Raw genomic sequence first — 21,496 nt, 5'->3', positions numbered from 1 at the left:
CTGCTCAGCCGGCGCCGGTGCAGTACCGGAGCTCCACGTTCGAGCCCACCGGAACATCGCCGGGCGCGACCGACATCGACGAGACGGTCGGAGGCTGGGTCGTCGGGCAGTCCGGGCTCTCGACGGTCGACGAGGTGAGCCCGAGGCTCTCGATCTCCTGCTGCGCGGCCTCGATGGTGAACCCGCCCAGGTCTCGCAGCGTGACCTTGCCGCTGGCGATGGTGACGTTGACGACCGTGCCGGGGGCGACCTCGGCGTCGGCCTTCTCGCTCGCGGTGATGACCGTGTTCGCCGCGAGGGCCGGGTCGTTCCGCTGGATGATGGTCCCGATCTCGAGACCGACGTCGGCCAGCGCCTGCCGGGCCGCGTCGAGGGACATGCCCTCGATCCCCGGCACCGTGACCATCTCCTGTCCCGTCGAGACGTAGACGGTGACGAGGTCGCCCTTGTCGACCGCGACGCCGGCCTGCGGGTCGGTGCGGATCACGTTGCCCTCGGCCACCTCGGCGCTCGGCTCGAGCACCAGCTTCGCGGTGAGGTCGAGCTCGGCGAGGTCCGCCTGGGCGCGATCCGAGGCGACGTTCACGAGGTCGGGCACGACCCGGGCGCTCGACGGGACCTCGGGCCCCCGCACCGTCACGACCCAGAAGAGGACGGAGGCGACGAGCACGGCGAGCAGGGCCACGCCGGCCCAGATCCAGGCGACGGGAGGACCCGACTGCGTGCGCGCCATCGTGGTGTCGGTGCTGAGCTGGCGCAGCGACCGCGCGGTCTCCTGCGCCTGGCGCGGGTTGGGACCGTACAGCTCGCTGGTCAGCGCGCCGATCTCCTTGCGGCTCGGCGCCGCTCCCGTGACCGCCGCGTCGAGCGCGGCGCGGAAGCTCGCGGCATCCGGATACCGCTGGTACGGATCCTTCGCCAGCGCCCGCAGGACGATCGCGTCGAGCGCACCCGGCACGGTCTCGTTGAGCTCGGTGGGAGGCACGGGCGTCTCGCTGACGTGCTGGTACGCGACCGCCACGGGCGACTCGCCCCGGAACGGCTGGCGGCCGGTCAGCAGCTCGTAGAGCACGACGCCGGTGGAGTAGAGGTCGGCACGGGCGTCGACCGGCTCGCCCTTCGCCTGCTCCGGCGAGAAGTACGCGGCCGTGCCGATGATCTGGGTGGTCTCGGCGACCGTCGACGAGGAGTCGGAGACGGCACGGGCGATGCCGAAGTCCATCACCTTCACCTTGCCGTCGGGCGTCACCATGACGTTGCCCGGCTTGATGTCGCGGTGCACGACCCCGGCGCGATGCGAGTAGTCGAGGGCTTCGAGGATGCCGTCGACGTAGCGCACCGCGTCGGTGAGCGGCACGGGGCCGTCGGCGATGATCGTCTTCAGCAGGGTGCCCTTGACGAGCTCCATCACGATGTAGGGCGGGTCGTCTGCCGCGCCGCTGGTCGACGAGTCGCCCGCGTCGAACACCCGCACGATCGAGGGGTGCGACATGCGCGACGCGGCCTGCGCCTCGAGGCGGAAGCGCGTGCGGAACGCCGTGTCGCGGGCGAGCTCGGGGTCGAGGATCTTGATCGCGATCTCACGACCGAGGGTCAGGTCGTAGCCGCGGTAGACCTTCGCCATCCCGCCGTGCCCGATGAGCTCGTCGACGCGGTATCTCCCCGCGAGCACGCGTGGCTCTGTGGACACGGATGACCCCCTGGTACGGCAGTTTCGTTGATGGAAGTAAAGGCTACCCTTACGCGGTCAGTCTTCCTGACCTTCGCCGCTCTCCGAGGCGGGGGTGATGGTCACGGAGAGCTGCGGGGAGGCGTCGGACGTTCGCTGGTCGCCGCCCGAGCACAGGCCCTGGTAGGTCGCGATGAGCTGCTGGCCCGCGGCATCCGCCACCTTGACCTGAGCGTTGCGCTGGGTGGCCGGGAAGTTGGGTCCGCCCGTCACGAACGTGCCGTTCGTCAGGTTGACCGTGTACCCGGAGAGCGTCGTGCCGCTCGGGCAGGTGAAGCCGCTGCCCCACGAGATCGAGACCGTGCCGTTGGCGGTGGGAGCGCCGGTGATCGTGGGTGCGTCGGTCGGGACGGGCAGCGCCGTGCGCGCACCGTAGACCGTGAGGGTGATCGGCTGCGTGACCTCCACGTTGCCGAACGGCTCGACCCGGTAAACCCGGTCGACCTCGCCGTCACTGGGCGCCGGGTCGCCGGTCACGCAGTTGATGTCGCTCGAGAAGCCGGCGTCGGTGAGCGTGCGCGTCGCCGTGGCGCAGTCCATGCCCACGAGGTTGAGCCCGGTGACGTCGACGCGCGTCGGCTCGGGTTCGGGCGTCGGCGTGTCGGAGGGCGTCTGGGTGGGCGTGCGCGACACCGACGGGGATCCCGACGGCTGCTCGCCGCCGGAGTTCTGGCTCATCAGTGCCCAGATGGTGCCGCCGAGCACGATGACGAGCAGCGCGATCAGGGCGATGAGCGGCCAGGTCCAGGCGCTGCGCTTCTTCTTCTTCGCGGCCGTCTCGTCCTCTGCGGGGTCGGTGGCCGGGACCTGCGCGGTGGTCGGGAGCACCCGGGTCGCGCCCGCGTCGTTCGACGCCGTGAGCAGGCGAGTCGCGTCGTCGTCGGCCACGCCGCCGTTCGCGATGGCGGGCACGGCGATCGCCGCGGAGTTCAGGTCGCCGCGGCGCAGGGCCTGCGCGGCACGGGCGACGGTCGCGGACGACGAGGGACGATCGGCCGGCTTCTTGGCGATCATCGCCATGACGAGGTTCTGCACCGGGATCGGGACGGTCGGCGGAAGGGGCGGCGGCTGCTCGTTGATCTGCGCCATCGCGATCGCGACCTGCGACTCGCCCGTGAAGGGGCGCTTGCCGGCCAGGCACTCGTACGCGACGATGCCGAGCGAGTAGGTGTCGGTGGCGGGCGACGCCGGGTGCCCCGACGCCTGCTCGGGCGAGAGGTACTGCACCGTCCCCATGACCTGACCGGTGGCGGTCAGCGGCACCTGGTCGGCGATGCGCGCGATGCCGAAGTCGGTGATCTTGACGCGGCCGTCGGGCGTGATCAGCAGGTTGCCGGGCTTGATGTCGCGGTGCACGAGGCCCGCGGCGTGCGCGGCCTGCAGGGCGGATGCCGTCTGCGCGACGATGTCGAGCGTCTTGTCGGCGCTCAGGGCCCCGTCGCGTTCGAGGATCGTCGAGAGGGCCTCGCCGGGCACGAGCTCCATGACGAGGTAGGCGCTGCCGTTCTCCTCGCCGTAGTCGAACACGCTCGCGATGCCCTCGTGGTTGACGAGCGCAGCGTGACGGGCCTCGGCGCGGAAGCGCTCGAGGAACCCGGGGTCACCCATGTACTCGTCCTTGAGGATCTTGATCGCGACGGTACGTCCGATGACGTGATCCGTCGCCTCCCACACCTCGCCCATGCCGCCGATCGCGATCCGCGACTGCAGCTCGTAGCGACCACCGAACGACACACCCTGCGTCGGCCTCATCTGCCCAGCACCGCCTCTATGACTTTCTTCGCGATCGGAGCGGCGATCGTGTCGCCGGATCCGGATTGTCCCTGCCCGCCACCGTCTTCGACGACGACCGCTACTGCCACCGCGGGGTCGTCCGCCGGCGCGAAGCCGGTGAACCACAACGTATGCGGCTTGTTCCCGTTCTCAGCGGTGCCGGTCTTCCCGGCCACGTCGATCCCGTCTATTCTTGCACCCTGCGCAGCGCCGTTTGAGACGCTCGCGACCATCGCGCGGGTGACGTCGTCGGCGGCATCCGCCTCGAGTGCACGGCCGAACTCGGTGTTCTCGAACGAGCGGATCACCGACAGGTCGTTGCCGATCACGGCATCCACCATGTGCGGGTTCATCACCACGCCGTCGTTGGCGATCCCGGCCGACACCATCGCGATCTGCAGCGGCGTCGCGGTGACCTGACCCTGCCCGAACCCGGTGAGAGCGGTCTGGGCGTCGTCGAGCGCGCGTGGGTAGCTGGATGCCGTGGACTCGAGCGGCGTCTGGAAGCTCTGGTTGAACCCGAACTTCTCGGCCATCTCGCGGATCGCGTCGTCGCCCAGCTCCACCGCGAGCTCGGCCATCGGGATGTTGCAGCTGAGGCGGATCGCCTCGGCGATCGTCACCGACTCGCCCTCGCCGCAGGTGCCGCCCCAGGCGTTCGAGACCCGGTTCGACGAGCCGGGCAGCGTGTACAGCGCCGGGTTCGGGAGGGTCGAGTCCGGCGTGTAGTCGCCGCTGGCGTACGCGGCCGCGGCGACGACGAGCTTGAACGTCGACCCCGGCGGGTTCAGGTCGCCCGCGATGGCCCGATTGGAGAGGGGCTTCTGCGAGTCGTCCTGCAGCTGGTCGTACGTGGCGTTCGCGGCATCCGCGTCGTGCGTCGCCAGGAGGTTCGTGTCGAAGCCGGGGGTCGAGACCAGGGCGAGGATGCGTCCGCTGCTGGGCTCGATCGCGACCACCGCGCCCTGCAGGTCGCCGAGCGCGTCGAACGCGGCCTTCTGCGCGGCCGCATCGAGCGACAGCTCCACGCTGAAGCCGCGCTGCGGCTGGCCCGAGAGGATGCGGTCGATCTCGGCGAAGAAGGCGTTCGCGCCCGTGCCCGAGAGGTCGGCGTTCATGGCCTGTTCGAGCCCGGTGCGCGAGTCGAGGGCGGGGTTGAAGTACCCGGTCACCGGCTCCCACATCGGCGCATCCGCATAGACGCGCTGGAAGCGGTAGGTGTCGTCGCTCGGCACCGACGTGGCGATCGCGGTGCCGTCGACGATGATCGACCCGCGCTGGATCCCGTAGCTGTCGAGGCGCGTGCGCTTGTTGTGGCTGTCCTGCGCCAGGCTGTCGGCGGCGACGACCTGCACCCAGCTGGTCGCGGCGAACAGAGCGATGAACATGAACAGCATCACGATGCTGAGGCGGCGGAGCTCCTTGGTCATCCGATCACCACCCTCGGCTGGCGGCGCACGCCGTCGGAGATGCGCAGCAGGATCGCCACGATCAGCCAGTTCGCGACCAGCGACGAGCCGCCGGCGGCGAGGAACGGCGTGGTGAGGCCGGTCAGCGGGATGAGCCGGGTCACGCCGCCGAACATGATGAACACCTGCAGGGCGATGGTGAACGACAGCCCGGTCGCGAGCAGCTTGCCGAAGTCGTCCTGCCCGGCGAGACCCACGCGGATGCCGCGGCTGACGAACACCATGTACAGGGCGAGGATGGCGAACAACCCGATCAAGCCGATCTCCTCGCCGAGGCTCGTGATGATGTAGTCGCTGTGCGCCAGGGGAGTGACCTGGGGGCGGCCCTGGCCCCAGCCCGTGCCCATGAGACCGCCGCGCGCGAGTCCGAAGAGCCCCTGCATGGGCTGGTACCCGGCAACGTCCGGGTCGACCTGCTCGGGGTCGAACAGGAACAGCCAGTTGATGAAGCGCCCGCGCACGTAGCTGAGGATCTGCGTGGCGACCGCGACGCCCGCCACGACGAGCCCGAGGCCGATCACCACCCAGCTGGTCTTGCCGGTGGCGACGTAGAGCATCGCGACGAACATGCCGAAGATGAGCGTTCCGGTGCCGAGGTCGCGCTGGATCACGATGATGCCGAGCGAGATCGCCCAGACGACGAGCACCGGGCCGAGCTCGCGCATGCGCGGCCACGTGATGCCGAGGAACCTCGTGCCGACGGAGGTCAGGCTCTCCCGGGTGCGAACGAGGTAGCCGGCGAAGAAGATCGCGAGGCAGATCTTCGCGAGCTCACCCGGCTGGAAGGCGAAGGCGCCGCCCAGCGACACCCACACGGCCGCGTTGGCGTCGGGGATGCGGAGGCCGGGCACGAACGGCAGCAGGAGCAGCAGGATGCCGGCGAGACCGAAGATGTAGGTGTAGCGGAAGAGCACCCGGTAGTTGCGGAGCAGGATGACGACCGCGATCGCGCCGGCGAGGGAGATGCCCGTCCAGGCCAGCTGCTTCGTCGAGTACGCGTCCCAGCCGGTGTTCTTGAAGGCGATGTCGATGCGGTAGATCATCGCGATGCCGAGACCGGTGAGCAGCGTCGCGATTGGGAGCACGAAGGGGTCGGCATCCGATGCCACGATCCGCAGCACGATGTGCAGCGCGAAGGCGAGCACGGCCAGGCCGCCGCCGATCGCCAGGATCATCGGGTCGATCAGCCCGAGCGCGCCCAGCTGCACCAGCGTGAGCGACGCGCCGCTGATCGCGCAGGCGAAGAGCAGCAGCCAGAACTCCCGGTTGCGCTGCGTCTGCGGCATCCGCAGGCGCTTGAGCGCCGTGATGACCGCGGTGTCGGTGGCGACGTCGGTGCTCATCCGTCACCTCCGTCCGGGGTCTCGGTCGGGGTCGGCGTCGGCAGGGGAGTGGGCAGCACGTTCGCGTCGGCACCCGCGCGCAGCCGCTCGACGATCGCCATCGCGTCGGAGAGCGAGCGGGCGCTGATCGTGCGCTCCACCGAGGCCCGCTGGTACTCGGGCAGGTTGGCGAGGAGGATCTCGGTGTCCTCCACCGGGGTGGAGAGCGTGATCGGGCCGATGTTCTGCTGCACGCCCTGGAAGATCACCACGCTGTCGTCGTCGGCGCCGATGAAGTAGCGCGTCTGCGTCCAGCTGTAGGCGGCGAAGGCGGCGAAGAAGAGCATCGCCAGTACGAGCAGCATCGCGGCGATCCATCCGATGCGGCGCCGCGTCGCGCGCCGGCGGTCTTCCTCGATGAGCTCTTCGAGGTACTCGGGAGCGGGCTCGAAGTGGCTCGGCTCGTTGGCCGCCTGGCGCACCGGGTGCAGCCAGTTGCTGCGCGGCGCACGAACCGGCGGCACGATGACGCCCGAGGGGTTCGACGCAGAACCGACGATGGTCGGGGTGCCCGACGAGAGGGGGTGAGCCCCGCCGACGTCGACGAGCACGATCGTGACGTTGTCGGGGGCGCCGCCGTCGAGCGCCTGCTTGAGCAGGTTGTCGGCCGTGCGTCCCGGAGCGAGGCCCAGCCGCATCGCCTTGAGGATGCGCGTCTCGTCGACCACTCCCGAGAGCCCGTCGGAGCACAGCAGCCACCGGTCGCCCGGCTGCGTCGGCATGACGAACATGTCGAGCTCGGGATCGGAGTCCATGTCGCTGAGCACGCGCATGAGCACGGAGCGCCGCGGGTGGTACCGGGCCTCCTCGGGCGTGATGCGGCCCGAGTCGACCAGGCGCTGCACGAACGTGTGGTCGGCGGTGATCTGCGTCAGCTCGTCGTCGCGGTACAGGTAGATGCGCGAGTCGCCGATGTGGCCGATGACGGCGTAGTCGTCGACCATGATGATCGCGCTGAGCGTCGTGCCGAGGCCGGCGAGCTCGGGGCGGTCCTTCGCGGCGCGGATGAGGTCTCCGGCGGCCGTGGTGGCCGCGGCCTGCAGCGAGGCCTGCGCATCGTCGGTCGTGGCGTACGCCTGGTCGAGCGGCTCGAGCCGCTGGATCGCGATGCTCGAGGCGACGTCGCCGCCCGCGTGTCCGCCCATGCCGTCGGCGACGACGAACAGGTTCGCCCCGGAGTATCCGGAGTCCTGGTTGTTGGAGCGGACCTTCCCGGTGTGGGAGATCGCGGCGCTCGAGCCCTCGAAGACCATGCCGGTGTCAGGCCCGCAGCTCGAAGGTCGTGGCGCCCACCTTGATGGGAGTTCCGAGCGAGAGGGAGACGGGGCGGTCCGACACGCGCTGGCCGGCGACGAAGGTGCCGTTCGTGGACCCGAGGTCCTGGATCGCCCAGGCGTCGCCGCGCAGCATCAGCCGCGCGTGGTGGCTCGACGTGTAGTCGTCACGGATCACGAGCGCCGATTCGCTGGAGCGCCCGATGGTCAGGGAATCGCCGCCCAACGGCAGTTCGAGCCCCGCCTTCGGGCCGGACGTGATGACGAGGCGCTTGGCGGTCGCGACGGTCGCCGGGCCGGTGGACGGCTTCGCGGATGCCGGCTTCGCCACGGGTGCGGCGGCGGGGGCGGATGCCGGGGCGCCCGCCGTGGCCTCGGCCGGCAGCTTGCGGGCGCGTACGCCGAAGAGGTCGGCGCGCAGCGAGTAGACCACGCCGAACACGAAGAACCACAGCACGATAAGGAACCCGATGCGCAGCAGGAGCAGGACCAGTTCACTCATGAGAGGCCCCCCGCCGATTCCTTGGTGCCGCGGTGCGGTTCCTGAGCGAGGAGCGGAGCTCCGAGACGAAGGGCGCTCATGAGAGGCCCCCGAACATGCGGGTGGACGCATCGCCGCCGGAGCGCGCGGGGGCGGCCTGCGGCACGATGCGGAAGACGAGGTCGGTGCGGCCGATGGTGATCGTCGTGTCGGAGGGGAGCGCCGCCTCGCGGAGCTTCTGCCCGTTGACCTTGGTGCCGTTGGTGGAGCCGAGGTCGCGCATCATGGCCCGCTCGCCGTCCCACAGGATCTCGGCGTGCTTGCGGCTCGATCCGGCGTCCGCGATCGTGATGTCGGCATCCGATCCGCGACCGATGACCGTGCGGGCGCGCGAGACGACGTGACGGCGGCCGTCGACGTCGACCACGGCCTGCCAGCTGACGCGGCCCTCGACCGTGCCCGAGCTGACGCGCACCGTGCCGGTCGCGACCTTGTCGTCGGGCTCGAGCGCGATCGAGAGCGGGCCGGCGAAGCTGTAGCCCTGCGCCTTCGCGTGCTTCGTCAGGAGGGCGTGCAGCTCGTCGGTGAGCGCACCGCCGAGTCCGCGCATGCGGTCGGCGTCATCGATGCTGAGGCGCACGACGTAGTTGTTCGGCGCGATGATGCGGTCGCGGCTCACGACCGCGGCCTTGGTATCGGCCTCACGGCGAAGCGCCGAAGCGATCTCCACGGGCTGGATGCCGCTGCGGAAGGTCTTCGCGAAGGCGCTGTTCACAGCGCGCTCGAGACCCTTCTCAAAGCTGTCAAGTAGTCCCACTGGGCTCCTCTGGCATGCCGACCGGTAGGGACATCGTAGCCAGGTGTGCTGGAAGTACGCCTCGCCGCGGGGTCGCGCCGCCGTGATTCTGCGGGTTCTGGGGTGCTGCGCGGCCGGTTTCTCGGAGGGTCGCAGCGCGTGATATCTTTGCGAAGTTGAGTTCTTCGGAACGAGACGACTCGCGCGAGTGGCGGAATGGTAGACGCGCTGGCTTCAGGTGCCAGTGTCCTTATGGACGTGGGGGTTCAAGTCCCCCCTCGCGCACAGCGAGTAAGAGAGTGGCCCGGTTCCTTCAGGATCCGGGCCTTTTTCTTCCTCCGGGAGAATGGGTCGTGCCTCGCGTGCCCTCTTCGAAAAGAGTGACCCGTGTCGCTGTTCACCGGCCTGAGTGCCTTCCCGCTCACTCCGCTCGATGTTGCCCTAGGGATACTGCCCTCATTCTCTGGCCGCCTCGAGGACTTTCTTGGGGGAATCTGATGAAGGTCGTTCAGGGTCTAGCTTGGTTGCTGGTGCTCGTGTCGCGGGGGTTGGCCAGATGGGTTCTCTTGCCTTTGGCTTTCTTGGCGTGGGTAAGCGTGCATCGTTGGGTTCAGCACGCCTCCTTGAAGCAGGCGGTGGCCTGGTACGACGCGAACCTCATATTGATGCTGGCTAACGGTCCGCTCAGGTTCGGATTCCGGGCGACTCCGCGGCCTCGACTTGTTCCCGTGTCGCGAATGAGCGAAGAGCGGGAGAAGACGATCAGCTGGACCGATCTCCTTCTCTAACCGACCGTCGTAAGCGTTCTGCAACGGGACTTCACGTGACGGCGCCAGTCCTTCGAGTCTGGGATGCGTCGGAGGATGCCGGGGTCGGATCACCGGTCTTGCAACCGCGGACGACCGGCTTGCCCCGCGCCGACGCCGCCACCCGCTGCTAGCCTCGCGAGCGTGATCGAGTTCCCCTTGCACACCGCTCGACTCGTGCTGAGTCCGCTCGGTCCGCGCGATCGTGACGCGTTCGTCGTCTACCGCCGGGACCCCGAGGTCGCGCGGTGGCAGTCGTGGAGCCCCGACTACAGCACCGAGCAGGCGGATGCGCTCTTGGCAGCGCAGCCGCACGCCGTCGTGTCCGGCAGCGGTGAGTGGCTGCAGGTCGGCATGAAGACACCGGACGGTCGCCTCGTCGGCGATGTCGCGGTTCATGCTCTCGCGGATCAACCCGACACCTTCGAGGTGGGCGTCACCCTGGCGCGCGAGTTCCACGGCCTCGGCTTCGCCAGGGAGGCGGTGGGAGCCGTCGTGGACGCCCTCTTCCAGAACGGCGCACATCGGGTGATCGCCCAGACGGACGCGCGCAATGCGGCCTCGGGACGCGTCTTCGCGGCGCTCGCCTTCCGTCATGAGGCTCGCCACGTCGATGCGGACTGGTTCAAGGGCGAGTGGACGACTCTGGACGTCTGGGCACGGTTGCGATCCGACGGCGGCACCGAGTCGGAGCATCCGACCTTCTCTGCGGCCGCGTCCACGGACGCCCCCGCGACACCCGTGATCCGCTCCGCCGACGCCACGGACATCGAAGCGCTGCGGGAGATCGAGCGTCGCGCGGGCCGAGCGTTCGCGGCGATCGGGATGGATGCCATCGCGGACGACGATCCTCCGAGCACGGATGATCTGGCGCCGTACGTCGAGGGGCGGCGCGCCTGGGTCGCCGTGGACGGCGAGGACGAGCCCGTCGCCTACGTCCTCGTCGACGTCGTCGAGGAGCACGCCCATATCGAACAGGTCACCGTCGACCCCGCCTCCGCGCGCCGGGGTCTCGGTGCGAAGCTGATCGACCGCGTGGAGCAGTGGGCTCGAGCCGAGGGTCTGCGAGGGCTGACGCTGACCACCTTCGAGCGGGTGCCGTGGAACGCGCCCTACTACTCCCGTCTGGGCTTCCGAGCACTCGCACCGACTGCTCTAACAGCGGGACTGCGCGCGGTGCGTGAGCGCGAGACGGAGCAGGGGCTCGATCGGTGGCCCCGCACGGCGATGGTCCGCTCGTTCTCCCCGACCGGAATCGTCATGCGTCCGTTCCTCGCGGAAGACGGCGCCCGGACCCTGGACATCTTCGAGCGCGCCATCGGAATCACGGCGCGCTCCCGTTACTCGGAAGCCCAGGTCTCGGCGTGGCTGCACGGCAGACCGGATGCGGCGCACTGGACCGCCGACCGGCTCGCCGCCGGCACCCGGGTCGCGGTGCTCGAGGGGACAGTCGTCGGCTTCACGGATCTGCGCGACGACGGGTACATCGATCGGCTGTTCGTCGACCCGGATAACGGCCGGCGGGGTGTGGGCGCGACGCTCCTCCGAGACGTGCGGGCCGTCGCGGCGAACCGAGGCATCGCCACGCTCTCCACCCACGCCAGCCTCGTCGCCCGGCCGGTCTTCGAGCGCGCCGGATTCCGGGTCTCCTCCGAAGAGGTCATCGAGAAAGAGGGCGAGGCCCTTCGACGCTTCTTCATGACCGCGGAGGTCTGATCGGTTCTCGCGTCCGCGGCGCCGAGCCGCCGTCGCGCGACCGTCGTCCCGTCATCGAGCCAGGAAGCGGTGCAGGGCGCACGTGAGTTCCTCGGGTGCTTCCTCGGCGATGTGGTGGCCGCTGTCGATCCCGTTTCCCACAACGTCATCGGCCCAGGATCGCCAGATGCGGAGCGGGTCGCCGTACAGGCGCTCGAGATCGTCGCGCAGCGACCACAGGATCAGCGTGGGCGCCTGCACGCGGCGCCCTGCGGCGCGATCGGCCTCCTCGTGGCGGCGGTCGAGGGTGAGTCCGGCGCGATAGTCCTCGAGCATCGCCCGCACGACGGAGGGGCGGTGCACCGCCTGCATGAGCTCGTGATGGTTCTCGGCTCCCATGATCGCCGGATCCGATTTCGGCCGATACCAGGCGACGGGATCGGCGGCGATGACGCGTTCGGGGATCTCCGGCTGGGCGAAGAAGAACCAGTGCCACCATGCGGTGGCGAATTCGGCGTCTGCGCGGTCGAGGTGCTCGCTCAGCGGAAGGCAGTCCATCAGCACGAGACGCCGGACGCGCTCGGGGACGTCGAGGGCCATCCGGAGAGCGACGTAGCTTCCCCGGTCATGCCCCACCAGGTCGAAGGTGTCATGGCCCAGATGGCGAGCGACCGCAAGCATGTCCTCGGCGACCGCGCGCTTGGAGTGGGCGGCGTGATCGGGGGTCGGCGCCGGACCGGTGGAGCGCCCGTAGCCGCGCAGATCCGGACAGATGACCGTGTGCCCGAGTGCGAGAAGTCGAGGAGCGACCCGGTGCCAGGTCGCTGACGTCCGCGGGTGTCCGTGGAGGAGCATCACGGGTCGTCTGCCGTCGCCCGCATGACGGACGAAGATGCGCGCATCGCCGGTGTCCACGTCGACCGTCTCGAAACCCTCGAACATCCTGTCCCCTTCCGCCGTGTGCCTTCCCGGTGATCCCCCGGACGGAACATCGTCACGCGCCGCTCACGACGAGGCTCCGTCCACCCGGAACGCCTCCGCCGCGGGGCGGGGCTCCCGTCCGCGCGGCTGCGTCGGCCGCGGTCCTGCGGGCGGTGCCGCGGGGATGGTGACCGTGCTCGGGTTCCCGGCTTCCAGCGTCACCGCGTCGTCGTAGTGCCACACGGTCACGGGCGAGCCGGAGCTCAGCTCGTACGTCGCCTCGGTCTGCGTCACGGCGAGGTGCAGCACGGAGCCGTGGATGCGGATGCCGAAGCGCAGACGGTCGATCCCGGACGGCAGGCGCGGACGGAACCGCAGACCCTCCTCGGTCTCGCGCATCCCGCCGAATCCCCCGGTGATCGCGGTCCAGACGCCCGCGAGCGAGGCGATGTGGAGTCCTTCCTCGGTGTCGCCCTGCACGTCGTCGAGGTCGAGCGTGGCTACCTCGGCGAGGTAGTCGAGGGCGAGGCCGAGGTGACCGGTCTCGGCGGCGATCACCGCCTGCACCGCGGCGGACAGCGAGGAGTCGCGCACGGTCAGCTCGTCGTAGTACGCGAAGGCGCGCGCCTTCTGCCCGGGTGTGAAGGCCTCGTGGGCGAAGTACAGCGCCAGCACCAGGTCGGCCTGCTTCAGCACCTGCTTGCGGTACAGGTCGAAGTAGGGGAAGTGGCTGTGCAGGGGGTACTGGTCTTCCCGGGTGGTGTCGAAGTCCCAGCGCGCGTAGTCGGTGTATCCGGCCGACTGCGCGTGGAGGCCGCGCCGTTCGTCGAAGGGGACGACGACGGCACGCGCGGTCCTCTCCCACCGCTCGATCTCGTCCTCGCCGACCCCGAGGTCGCGGGCGACGTCCGGATGCCGTCGCGCGGACGCGACCGCGGCCCGCAGGTTCCGCTGCGCCATGAGGTTCGTATAGACGTTGTCGTCGACGATCGCCGAGTACTCGTCCGGGCCGGTGACGCCGTCGAGATGGAATCCGCCCTCGGCATCCCACCGTCCGAGCGACACCCACAGCCGCGCCGTCTCGACGAGAATCTCGAGCCCCGCCTCGCGCTCGAAGGCCGTGTCTCCCGTGGCGCGCACGTAGTGCTGCACGGCGCCGGCGACGGCCGCGTTGATGTGGAAGGCCGCGGTGCTCGCGGGCCAGTATCCCGACGACTCGCGTCCGTCGATCGTCCGCCACGGGAACGTCGCCCCCTCGAGGTGCAGCGTCCGTGCGCGCTCGCGGGCCTGGGGGAGGGTCGCGTGCCGCCACCGGAGGGCCTGCTCGGCGGCATCCGGAGCGGTGGAGGTGAGCACGGGCAGCACGAACGCCTCGAAGTCCCAGAAGGTGTGCCCCTCGTAGCCCGAACCGGTGAGTCCCTTGCTCGGTACGGAGCGGAGTTCGGCGCGCGCCGACGCCTGGAAGATCTGGAACTGCGCGAAGCGCACGGCCTGCTGCAGGCGGGGGATGCCGTCGACCTCGACGTCGAAGCACTCCCAGAAGTCGTCGAGGCGCGCGCGCTGGGCGGCGGCGATGCCGTCCCAGCCCTCCCGCACGGCGTCGGCGACCGCCGCTTCGGCGCGATCCCGGAGGGTGGATGCCGCCGATGACCGCGCCCACTCGTGCCCCACGAACTTGACGACCTCCAGCGATTCCCCGGCGGGCAGCAGCACGCTGATGCGGGTGCGGGCGAGATCGTCCTTCGCCGCGGTCGTCACGCTGGGCCCCACGTCGGCCGTGGTCGAGACCAGGTGGTCCATGGAGATCGCGACGGTCAGATCGCTCTTCCGCGTGCGATGGAGGAGCGTGGCGGCGGTGCCCAGCACGTCGGCCTCGACCGAGTGCAGGGGCGCGCGCAGCAGCTCCTGCACGCGAGGGTCCTCGTGGGGGAGGGGCAGCGGCTCGTTCGCCAGCACCTCCGAGAGCACCGTCACGTGCACGGGCTCGTCGACCGCACGCACGATGTACCGCACGGCCGCGACGGGCCGATGCGTCAGTGACACGATGCGCGTGGACTCGATCTGCACGCTGCGCCCGGTCGGGGCCGTCCACTCCACGTGGCGCGTCACGGCGCCGGCGCGCAGGTCGAGACGTCGACGGTGCGCGTGCACGGTGCCGCGCTCGATCTCGAAGGGCTCATCGTCGACGAGCAGGCGGATCACCTGGCCGTTCGGCACGTTGATGACGCTCTGCCCCGTCTCGGGATAGCCGTAGCCGTCTTCGGCGTGAGGCATCGGATGCTCTTCGAACACGCCGTTCAGATAGCTGCCGGCCACTCCGCGCGGGTCGCCCTCGTCGAGGTTGCCGCGCCAGCCGATGTGTCCGTTCGACAACCCGAAGACGGACTCCTCCTGGGCGAGATGCGCGGCGTCGACCCGGCCGACCTCGACCGCCCACGGATCGATCTCGAACCTCGCCGCCATCACAGCGCCCGTCGCAGCGCGGGAAGGAGCTCGTTCTCGCAGCGCCGGAGGAACGTCGCCTGGTCCTTGCCCACGTGATGGATGTAGACGTGATCGAAGCCTTCGGCGAGGGCGGCGATGCGGTCGGCCATCGCGGAGGCGGATGCCGAGATGACGACGTCCTGGTGCAGGGCCTCGTCGGTCACCTCCGCCAGGCGCTCGTAGTCCTCGGGGTTCTCGAGCTCCCACATCAGCTCGGCCGGGACGCCGCAGTGCGCCCACTGGTCGCGGGCCACCGCCAGCGCCTCGTCGTCGGTGCGGCCCAGGCTCACATGCACCTGCAGACGGGCGGGACCTCGGCCGCCGGCATCCCGATACCGCGCGAGCACCTCGGCGGTCCCCTCCGGATCGGCGCCCACCGTGATCAGGCCGTCCGCCCAGTCGGCCACCCACGCGGCGGTCTCGGCGCTCACGGCCGCCCCGACGAGCGGCACCGGGGCCTCGGGACGACTCCACACCCGGGCGTCGTGGACGACGATCTCTCCGGAGACGTCGACGCGCTCGCCGGCCAGGAGACCGCGGATCGCGTCGGCCGACTCGCGCAGGCGCCGCTGCCGACGCGGCTTGTCGGGCCAGCCGTCGCCCGTCACGTGCTCGTTCAGCGCCTCGCCGCTGCCGAGCGCCGCCCAGAACCGGTCGGGGAACATCTGCGCCAGCGTGCCGATCGCCTGCGCGGCGATCACCGGGTGGTAGCGCTGGCCGGGAGCCGTGACGAGACCGAACGGCATCGTCGTCGAGGCGAGGGCGGCGCCGAGCCAGCTCCACGCGTGACCCGAATGGCCCTGCGCGCGCGTCCACGGCGCCAGGTGGTCCGAGCACATCGCCTCGTCGAACCCGACGGCTTCGGCCAGGCGCACCGCGGCGAGCAGTTCGCGAGGGGAGTGCTGTTCGTGCGACGCGTGAAAACCGATGGCGACCATGTGCTCCTCGCTTCCCTCGACGCCACCCTAGCCACGCGTCGCTCCAGGCGCTCCGGGGTTGCGTGCGTCGAGGGCGCTCGACTAAGGCACCAGACGCGACGGTCGGACCGTCACGGGAACATCTGCCGGAGCAGGGACCAGTCGCTCGCGCTCAGGGCCTGGTCGACGCGCGTCCGAGCATCCGGGTGCACGTCCGGACCGAGGCTCGCCCAGACCGACCGTGCCGCGGCCAGATCGCGCGCCGCGACCGCCTTCTTCATGGCGTCGATCGCGTCGTAGTACGGACCCGTGTGTTCTCCGGGCTGCACGTCGAACGGCATGTACGGGTCGACCCAGGGGAGGGAGGGGTCCGGTCGCAGGTACAGCACATCGCCCGGATGGATCATCCCGACCCGCACGTGGTTGTACAGGTCGACCGTGACGTAGTCGACGCAGAAGCGCTCGCCGATCGCGATGAGGCTGTCGCCCGGCGCCACCTCGTACGCGAGGATCGCGCCCGCATCGTCGGTGATCACGGCGCCCCGCGCCAAGTCGGACGGCCCCATCTCGACCAGGTCGCCGAGGAGCTTCGCGTGCGGCGCCTCGACATCGTGGCTCATGATGTTGATCCTCGCGGTGGTGGTGCAGTCGCCGGGGCCACCCGCCGGGATGAGGATGCCGTCGCCGAGGTCGACCAGGTCGTCGTCCGTCGCGGGCTCGGCGGACGGCGTGGGGGACGCGTCGGGAGTGGATGCCGCGGCGGGCGCGACGGCATCCGCCATCCACGACGCGGCCCCGAGTACCGCCGGCGCGGCGAGGACGATCAGTCCGGCCACCGCCGCTGCGGCGACGACGGTGGTGATCTTCGCGGTCCGATCCATCGACGCCAGCATGACAGGGGCGCGCCGCGCGCGCCAGGTCCGCTTCCGGTTCCTGAGCGAGCGGCCCTTCGTCTCGTCGCTGCGTGGTTCCTGAGCGAGCGGAGCGAGACGAAGGGCTCCTCGCTCAGGAACCGGGTTGGAGGGGTCAAGGACCGGGGTAACGTCCTTGGCAGACGCAGGGAGTGGCGATGTTCGATATGCGAGACCTGGAGTGCCTGTCGGTGCTCGCCGACGAGCTGCACTTCGGGCGCGCGGCCGAGCGCCTGTCGCTCGCGCAGCCGGCGCTGACGAAGCGCATCCAGAAGGCGGAGGTGATCCTCGGGGTCGAGCTCTTCGAGCGCAGCTCGGCCGGGGTGCGGCTGACGATGGAAGGCCGTGAGGTCGTGCTGCACGCGCGCGAGATGCTGGGCAACTGGCAGGCGATGCGCACCAAGGCGGCCGAGATGCGCACCGGGCACCGCGGCGACGTGCGCATCGGGGCGGTGGGCTCGGCGTTCTACGAGGCCCTGCCGATGCTGCTGTCCCGTGCCCGTCAGGAGCTCCCGGACGTCCGCCTCATCGTGGAGGAGATGGAGACGCCCGCCCTGGTCGAGGCGCTGCGGTTCGGTGAGATCCAGCTGGGGTTCGTGCGCCCTCCGGTCGGGTACGGCCTCGTCACCCAGACCGTGTGGGTGGAGCCGCTCGTGGCCGCGGTCCCGCAGGACGACGAGCTGGCGTCGCGGGAGGCCATCGACGTGCACGACCTCGCCGCGCGCGCGGTCATCTTCTTCCCCCGTGCGGCGGGCCCGGGCTACTGGGACCGGGTGTCGGCGCTGTTCGCCGATGCCGGAGTGGAGTTCGCGCCGCTGGTGACGGCCGGGCACGTGACGACGATCCTCGGGCAGATCGCGCTGGGCGCCGGAGTGAGCGTGGTGCCGGCATCCGCCACCCGCGTCGTCATCCCGGGTGTGGAGTACGTCCCGCTCTCCGGCGACAGCGCCCTGCCGCTCGCGATCGCGTGCCACCCGCCGGCGCTCACGGCGGCCGCCCGCCGCGTCATCGACACCATGCCCGCGACCCCGCTGCGGCGGTAGCCGGGGAACGATTCCGTTTCGGCGGGATTTCGGATGCCGTCGGCATCCGCGTCTTTCCGCGCGCCGGCCAGTGATCATTCCGCAGAGGAATCGTTTCGTGCCCAACGGATATTGGACGGTTATCGACGCGCAGCGCTACGTTGCCCTAAACCAACGAAAGGCACGCGCGTGACTACCCATCCCCCGCAGACCGCGCCCTCATCGCTGAGGCGCGTGGTGCTCTCGGCCTTCGCCGGCACGAGCATCGAGTGGTACGACTTCTTCCTCTTCGGATCGGCCGCCGCGCTGGTCTTCCCCCAGGTGTTCTTCCCCGAGTCCGAGCCCGGCGTCGGCCTCCTGCTGTCGTTCATGACCTACGGCGTGGCCTTCATCGTCCGCCCCTTCGGCGGCATCTTCTTCGGCTTCCTCGGTGACGTCATCGGCCGCAAGAACGTGCTCATCGCGACGCTGCTGCTGATGGGCGTCGGCACGTTCCTCATCGGCCTGGTGCCCAGCTTCGACGTCATCGGCATCTGGGCCACCGTGTTCCTCGTGCTGCTCCGCATCATCCAGGGCCTCGGTCTCGGCGGCGAGTGGGGCGGTGCGGCCACGCTGTCGGCCGAGCACGCCGACGGCGCCGGGCGCTCCTCCAGCCGCGGACTCCTCGCTTCCTGGATGCAACTGGGCGTGCCCGCCGGAAACCTGCTCGCGGTCGGCGCGATGTACGTCATGCAGGCCGTCATGCCCGAAGACGCGTTCCTCGCGTGGGGCTGGCGCGTGCCGTTCCTCGCGAGCGCCGTGCTCGTCGCGATCTGCTTCTGGATGCGCGCCGCCGTCGACGAGTCGCCCCTGTTCGACGCAGAGCAGCGCGAGGCGACGCCGCTGCGCACCATGCTGCGCTCGCACTGGCGCCAGGTGCTGATCACGATCGGGCTCCGCATCGCGAGCGACGTCTCGTACTACGTCTTCGCGGTGTTCGCGCTCTCCTACATCGCCAACACCCTCGAGCTGCCCGCCAGCATCGGCCTCACCGGCGTGATCGTCGGCTGCCTCCTGCAGTTCCTGGTCATCCCCTTCAGCGCCCACCTCTCCGACCGCATCGGACGCCGCCCGGTCTACATCATCGGCGCCGTCGCGGTCGGCGTGTGGTCGTTCATCGCCTGGCCCCTCATCGGCACGGGCGAGCCCGCGCTCGCCGTCGCGGCCATCGCGGTCGGCATCGCCGCCCAGGGCATCATGTACGGGCCGATGGCCGCGTTCATCACCGAGATGTTCGGCACCCGGGTGCGCGCGACCGGAGCGGGCTTCGGCTATCAGGTCGCCGGCATCCTCGGCGGTGCGCTCGCGCCGTTCGTGGCCCAGCTGCTCACCGAGTCGTTCCAGACGACCTTCGCCGTGAGCATCTACGTCGCCCTCACGGCGGTGATCGCGGTGATCGCCGCGGCGGTCGCCAAGGAGACCACGCGGAAGGAGCTCGCATGACCGCGTCGCTGCTCGAGGCGGACACCGCCCCGGCGATCGCCCAGATCCGCTCGCGCCTGCGGGAGAAGGGCCTTGCGGGTTACGTCGCCTTCACCCCTTCCAACCTGCTGTACGCCACGGGCTTCCGCAGCTACTTCGTGTCGGAATGGTGGCGCCTGCACGGCACCGTGCTGGCGTTCGTCCCGGCCGACGAGTCGCTCCCGGTCACCCTGATGGTGGGCGACTTCGAGGAGAAGACGGCCCGGGCCGCCGCTCCCGACGTCGAGATGCTCACCTACCGGCTGTGGGTCGACCTCTCCACGGCCGAGCAGATGGCCACGCCGGTCGAGGAGCGTCCGCTCCAGCGCCCGGAGCAGTGGGATGCCGCCGAGCTGGACCGCTGCGTCGCCCAGGCGCTGCGGACGCTCGGCATGGACCACGGGCGCGTCGGCACCGACTTGCCGCACCTCAACGTCGACACCTGGGACCGCCTGCAGCGCACCGCCCCCCGCGTCGAGTGGGAGGACTTCACCGACGACGTCTACGAGGTCCGGCTCATCAAGCAGGAGTGGGAGGTCGAGCGGCTGCGCACCGCGGTGCTGCTCTCGGAGCGCGGGATGGTCGGCGCCATGGAGCTCGCCCGCGAGGGCATGACGGCCGCCGACATCCGTGCCGCGTACCAGATCGCCGTCGCGACCGCCGCCCTGGGCGACCCGCAGTTCGCCGGCTACACGGAGAACTGGGTGCTGCCCACCGTCGGCAGCACCACCTCGGCGAGCTACGGGAGCGCGGCGAGCGGGCTGCGCGAGGGCGACCTCGTGAAGTTCGACTGCGGCGCGACGGTGCACGGCTACCGCAGCGACGGCGGCCGCACCTTCGCGTTCGGCGAGCCGCGGCCCGAGGCCCGGCGTCTCTACGACGTGCTCGCGAAGGGGCAGGAGCTGGCGCGGCAGGCGCTGCGGCCGGGTGCGCGGATCGGCGACGCGTTCCACGCCGCGATCGACCACGTGCACTCGCACGGCTACCCCACCTTCAATCGCGGTCACGTCGGCCACTCGATCGGCATCGACTCGTTCCACGAGGAGCCGCCGTTCATCGGACCGGACTGCGACGTGCTCGTGCGCCCGGGCATGGTGTTCGCGGTCGAGGTGCCCACCTACACCCCGGACGTGGGGGCGATCATGATCGAGGACCTCATCGTGATCCGCGAGGACGGTCCCGAGCTGCTGCACACCCTGCCCCACGACCTCGCGGTCACCCCGTTCCGGGCCTGACCTCGGCCCGCGGGCCGCGCACGAGCATTCGAAGAAGAAGGAGGATCGCGGAAGCATGCGATTCGTCAGCGTCGCGCACATGCGCGACTGGATCCGGGACACCGGCGTCGAGACCATCATCACCGACCTCGTCGACGACCTCGAGGACGACTTCCGGCGATGGGAGAGCTTCGAGCGGCAGCCGCGCATCGCGAGCCACTCGTCCATCGGCGTCATCGAGGTCATGCCGACCAGCGACGGAGTGAACTACGGGTTCAAGTACGTCAACGGCCACCCCTCCAACCCGGTGCGCGGCCTGCAGACGGTCACCGCCTTCGGCGTGCTCGCCGACGTGATGACCGGGTATCCGACGTTCATCTCGGAGATGACGCTGCTCACGGCCCTGCGCACCGCGGCGGTGTCGGGCCTCGCGACCCGCCACCTCGCCCGGGCCGACGCCACGGTGCACGGCATGATCGGAGCCGGGTCCCAGGCCGTGTTCCAGGCCATCGCGGTACGGAGCCAGCGCCCCGCGGCCCGCACGGTGCGGCTGTTCGACGTGGACGACGCGGCCTCGAAGACCACGGCCCGCCACCTGCGCAGCCTCGGGTTCGAGGTCACGGTCGAAGCGAGCGCGCGTCTCGCGGTGCGCGATGCCGACGTCATCACGACCTGCACCGCCGACAAGGCGAACGCGGTCGTGCTGGTCGAGGCCGACGTCCCCGCGGGCGCCCACATCAACGCGATCGGCGGGGACTGCCCCGGCAAGACCGAGCTCGACCTCGCGATCGTGCGCCACAATCGCGTCTTCGTCGAGCACGAACCGCAGACCCGCATCGAGGGCGAGATCCAGCTGCTGCCCGCCGACTTCCCCGTGACGGAGCTGTGGCAGGTGATTCGCGGCGAGGCGCCCGGACGGCTCGACACCGAGATCACCGTGTTCGACTCGGTCGGTTTCGCGATCGAGGACTTCACGGCCCTGCGGTACGTGCAGCGTGCGACCGCCGCCTCCCGCTACTCCGAGCCCATCGACCTCATCACCGAGCCGGAGGACCCGAAAGACCTCTACGGGATGGTCGGAGCGCCCGTGCTCGTGTGAGCACTGTGCCGTCGCCGCGTTCC

16 protein-coding genes and 1 tRNA gene are annotated in these 21,496 nt (G+C 70.3%); 6 read left to right on the top strand and 11 right to left on the bottom strand.

Annotated features, from left to right (window positions below):
• Positions 1-4: 4 nt before the first annotated feature.
• From pknB to AB3M82_RS07500, 7 genes are all read right to left on the bottom strand, one after another.
• Positions 5-1,690, bottom strand: coding sequence for a Stk1 family PASTA domain-containing Ser/Thr kinase (gene pknB, locus AB3M82_RS07530; RefSeq protein WP_412956761.1), 1,686 nt, complete (start codon positions 1,688-1,690; stop codon positions 5-7).
• Between the two features lie 57 nt (positions 1,691-1,747).
• Positions 1,748-3,481, bottom strand: coding sequence for a protein kinase domain-containing protein (locus AB3M82_RS07525; protein ID WP_412956759.1), 1,734 nt, complete (start codon positions 3,479-3,481; stop codon positions 1,748-1,750).
• The gene (locus tag AB3M82_RS07520) at positions 3,478-4,932 is read right to left on the bottom strand and encodes a penicillin-binding transpeptidase domain-containing protein (RefSeq protein WP_412956758.1); all 1,455 of its coding nucleotides are present in this window, start codon (positions 4,930-4,932) and stop codon (positions 3,478-3,480) included. Before AB3M82_RS07520 ends, AB3M82_RS07525 begins: the two co-directional genes overlap by 4 nt.
• A complete protein-coding gene (locus tag AB3M82_RS07515) occupies positions 4,929-6,314 on the bottom strand; it encodes an FtsW/RodA/SpoVE family cell cycle protein (protein ID WP_412956757.1) in 1,386 nt (461 codons plus the stop codon). Before AB3M82_RS07515 ends, AB3M82_RS07520 begins: the two co-directional genes overlap by 4 nt.
• Positions 6,311-7,606, bottom strand: a complete 1,296-nt coding sequence (locus AB3M82_RS07510; protein WP_412956756.1) for a PP2C family protein-serine/threonine phosphatase — start codon at positions 7,604-7,606, stop codon at positions 6,311-6,313. Before AB3M82_RS07510 ends, AB3M82_RS07515 begins: the two co-directional genes overlap by 4 nt.
• Positions 7,607-7,613: 7 nt before the next feature.
• On the bottom strand, positions 7,614-8,129 hold the full coding sequence (locus AB3M82_RS07505) for an FHA domain-containing protein FhaB/FipA (RefSeq protein WP_412956755.1): 516 nt from the start codon (positions 8,127-8,129) through the stop codon (positions 7,614-7,616).
• A gap of 76 nt (positions 8,130-8,205) precedes the next feature.
• Complete coding sequence (locus AB3M82_RS07500; protein ID WP_412956753.1) at positions 8,206-8,925, bottom strand: FHA domain-containing protein; 720 nt, start codon at positions 8,923-8,925, stop codon at positions 8,206-8,208.
• Between the two features lie 181 nt (positions 8,926-9,106).
• Between AB3M82_RS07500 and AB3M82_RS07495 the strand changes: the two genes are divergently transcribed.
• Both AB3M82_RS07495 and AB3M82_RS07490 read left to right on the top strand, forming a co-directional pair.
• Positions 9,107-9,189: transfer RNA gene (locus AB3M82_RS07495), tRNA-Leu, on the top strand.
• A gap of 665 nt (positions 9,190-9,854) precedes the next feature.
• Positions 9,855-11,426 (top strand): GNAT family N-acetyltransferase, encoded by a 1,572-nt coding sequence (locus AB3M82_RS07490; protein ID WP_412956752.1) that lies wholly within the window; start codon positions 9,855-9,857, stop codon positions 11,424-11,426.
• 51 nt (positions 11,427-11,477) lie between these two features.
• Here the strand turns inward: AB3M82_RS07490 and AB3M82_RS07485 are convergent, their stop codons facing one another.
• From AB3M82_RS07485 to AB3M82_RS07470, 4 genes are all read right to left on the bottom strand, one after another.
• The gene (locus AB3M82_RS07485; RefSeq protein ID WP_412956751.1) at positions 11,478-12,347 is read right to left on the bottom strand and encodes an alpha/beta fold hydrolase; all 870 of its coding nucleotides are present in this window, start codon (positions 12,345-12,347) and stop codon (positions 11,478-11,480) included.
• 63 nt (positions 12,348-12,410) lie between these two features.
• Positions 12,411-14,789, bottom strand: a complete 2,379-nt coding sequence (locus AB3M82_RS07480; protein WP_412956750.1) for a glycoside hydrolase family 65 protein — start codon at positions 14,787-14,789, stop codon at positions 12,411-12,413.
• Positions 14,789-15,748, bottom strand: a complete 960-nt coding sequence (locus tag AB3M82_RS07475) for a TIGR03885 family FMN-dependent LLM class oxidoreductase (protein ID WP_412956747.1) — start codon at positions 15,746-15,748, stop codon at positions 14,789-14,791. Before AB3M82_RS07475 ends, AB3M82_RS07480 begins: the two co-directional genes overlap by 1 nt.
• A 110-nt stretch (positions 15,749-15,858) precedes the next feature.
• Positions 15,859-16,608, bottom strand: a complete 750-nt coding sequence (locus AB3M82_RS07470) for a hypothetical protein (RefSeq protein WP_412956746.1) — start codon at positions 16,606-16,608, stop codon at positions 15,859-15,861.
• A 188-nt stretch (positions 16,609-16,796) separates the two neighbouring features.
• On the opposite strand from AB3M82_RS07470, the gene AB3M82_RS07465 reads away from it, so the two are divergent.
• From AB3M82_RS07465 to ocd, 4 genes are all read left to right on the top strand, one after another.
• Positions 16,797-17,681 (top strand): LysR family transcriptional regulator, encoded by an 885-nt coding sequence (locus AB3M82_RS07465; RefSeq protein WP_412956744.1) that lies wholly within the window; start codon positions 16,797-16,799, stop codon positions 17,679-17,681.
• Between the two features lie 168 nt (positions 17,682-17,849).
• Positions 17,850-19,142, top strand: a complete 1,293-nt coding sequence (locus tag AB3M82_RS07460) for an MFS transporter (protein WP_412956742.1) — start codon at positions 17,850-17,852, stop codon at positions 19,140-19,142.
• The gene (locus tag AB3M82_RS07455; RefSeq protein ID WP_412956741.1) at positions 19,139-20,395 is read left to right on the top strand and encodes a M24 family metallopeptidase; all 1,257 of its coding nucleotides are present in this window, start codon (positions 19,139-19,141) and stop codon (positions 20,393-20,395) included. Before AB3M82_RS07460 ends, AB3M82_RS07455 begins: the two co-directional genes overlap by 4 nt.
• 55 nt (positions 20,396-20,450) lie before the next feature.
• The gene (gene ocd, locus AB3M82_RS07450) at positions 20,451-21,473 is read left to right on the top strand and encodes an ornithine cyclodeaminase (RefSeq protein WP_412956739.1); all 1,023 of its coding nucleotides are present in this window, start codon (positions 20,451-20,453) and stop codon (positions 21,471-21,473) included.
• Positions 21,474-21,496: the final 23 nt, after the last annotated feature.

The organism is Microbacterium californiense (assembly GCF_047246625.1).
GTDB lineage: Bacteria > Actinomycetota > Actinomycetes > Actinomycetales > Microbacteriaceae > Microbacterium.
The sequence above is the reverse complement of the archived record's forward strand: the minus strand, read 5'-3'. Positions and strand labels throughout refer to the sequence as shown.

Excerpts from the sequence above, each read along its gene's own strand:
- AB3M82_RS07510 (WP_412956756.1), bottom strand. The coding sequence starts at position 7,606 with ATGGTCTTCGAGGGCTCGAGCGCCGCGATCTCCCACACCGGGAAGGTC.
- AB3M82_RS07525 (WP_412956759.1), bottom strand. The coding sequence starts at position 3,481 with ATGAGGCCGACGCAGGGTGTGTCGTTCGGTGGTCGCTACGAGCTGCAG.
- AB3M82_RS07470 (WP_412956746.1), bottom strand. The coding sequence starts at position 16,608 with ATGGATCGGACCGCGAAGATCACCACCGTCGTCGCCGCAGCGGCGGTG.
- AB3M82_RS07475 (WP_412956747.1), bottom strand. The coding sequence starts at position 15,748 with ATGGTCGCCATCGGTTTTCACGCGTCGCACGAACAGCACTCCCCTCGC.
- AB3M82_RS07515 (WP_412956757.1), bottom strand. The coding sequence starts at position 6,314 with ATGAGCACCGACGTCGCCACCGACACCGCGGTCATCACGGCGCTCAAG.
- AB3M82_RS07505 (WP_412956755.1), bottom strand. The coding sequence starts at position 8,129 with ATGAGTGAACTGGTCCTGCTCCTGCTGCGCATCGGGTTCCTTATCGTG.
- AB3M82_RS07465 (WP_412956744.1), top strand. The coding sequence starts at position 16,797 with ATGTTCGATATGCGAGACCTGGAGTGCCTGTCGGTGCTCGCCGACGAG.
- AB3M82_RS07455 (WP_412956741.1), top strand. The coding sequence starts at position 19,139 with ATGACCGCGTCGCTGCTCGAGGCGGACACCGCCCCGGCGATCGCCCAG.
- AB3M82_RS07480 (WP_412956750.1), bottom strand. The coding sequence starts at position 14,789 with ATGGCGGCGAGGTTCGAGATCGATCCGTGGGCGGTCGAGGTCGGCCGG.
- AB3M82_RS07485 (WP_412956751.1), bottom strand. The coding sequence starts at position 12,347 with ATGTTCGAGGGTTTCGAGACGGTCGACGTGGACACCGGCGATGCGCGC.
- ocd (WP_412956739.1), top strand. The coding sequence starts at position 20,451 with ATGCGATTCGTCAGCGTCGCGCACATGCGCGACTGGATCCGGGACACC.
- AB3M82_RS07520 (WP_412956758.1), bottom strand. The coding sequence starts at position 4,932 with ATGACCAAGGAGCTCCGCCGCCTCAGCATCGTGATGCTGTTCATGTTC.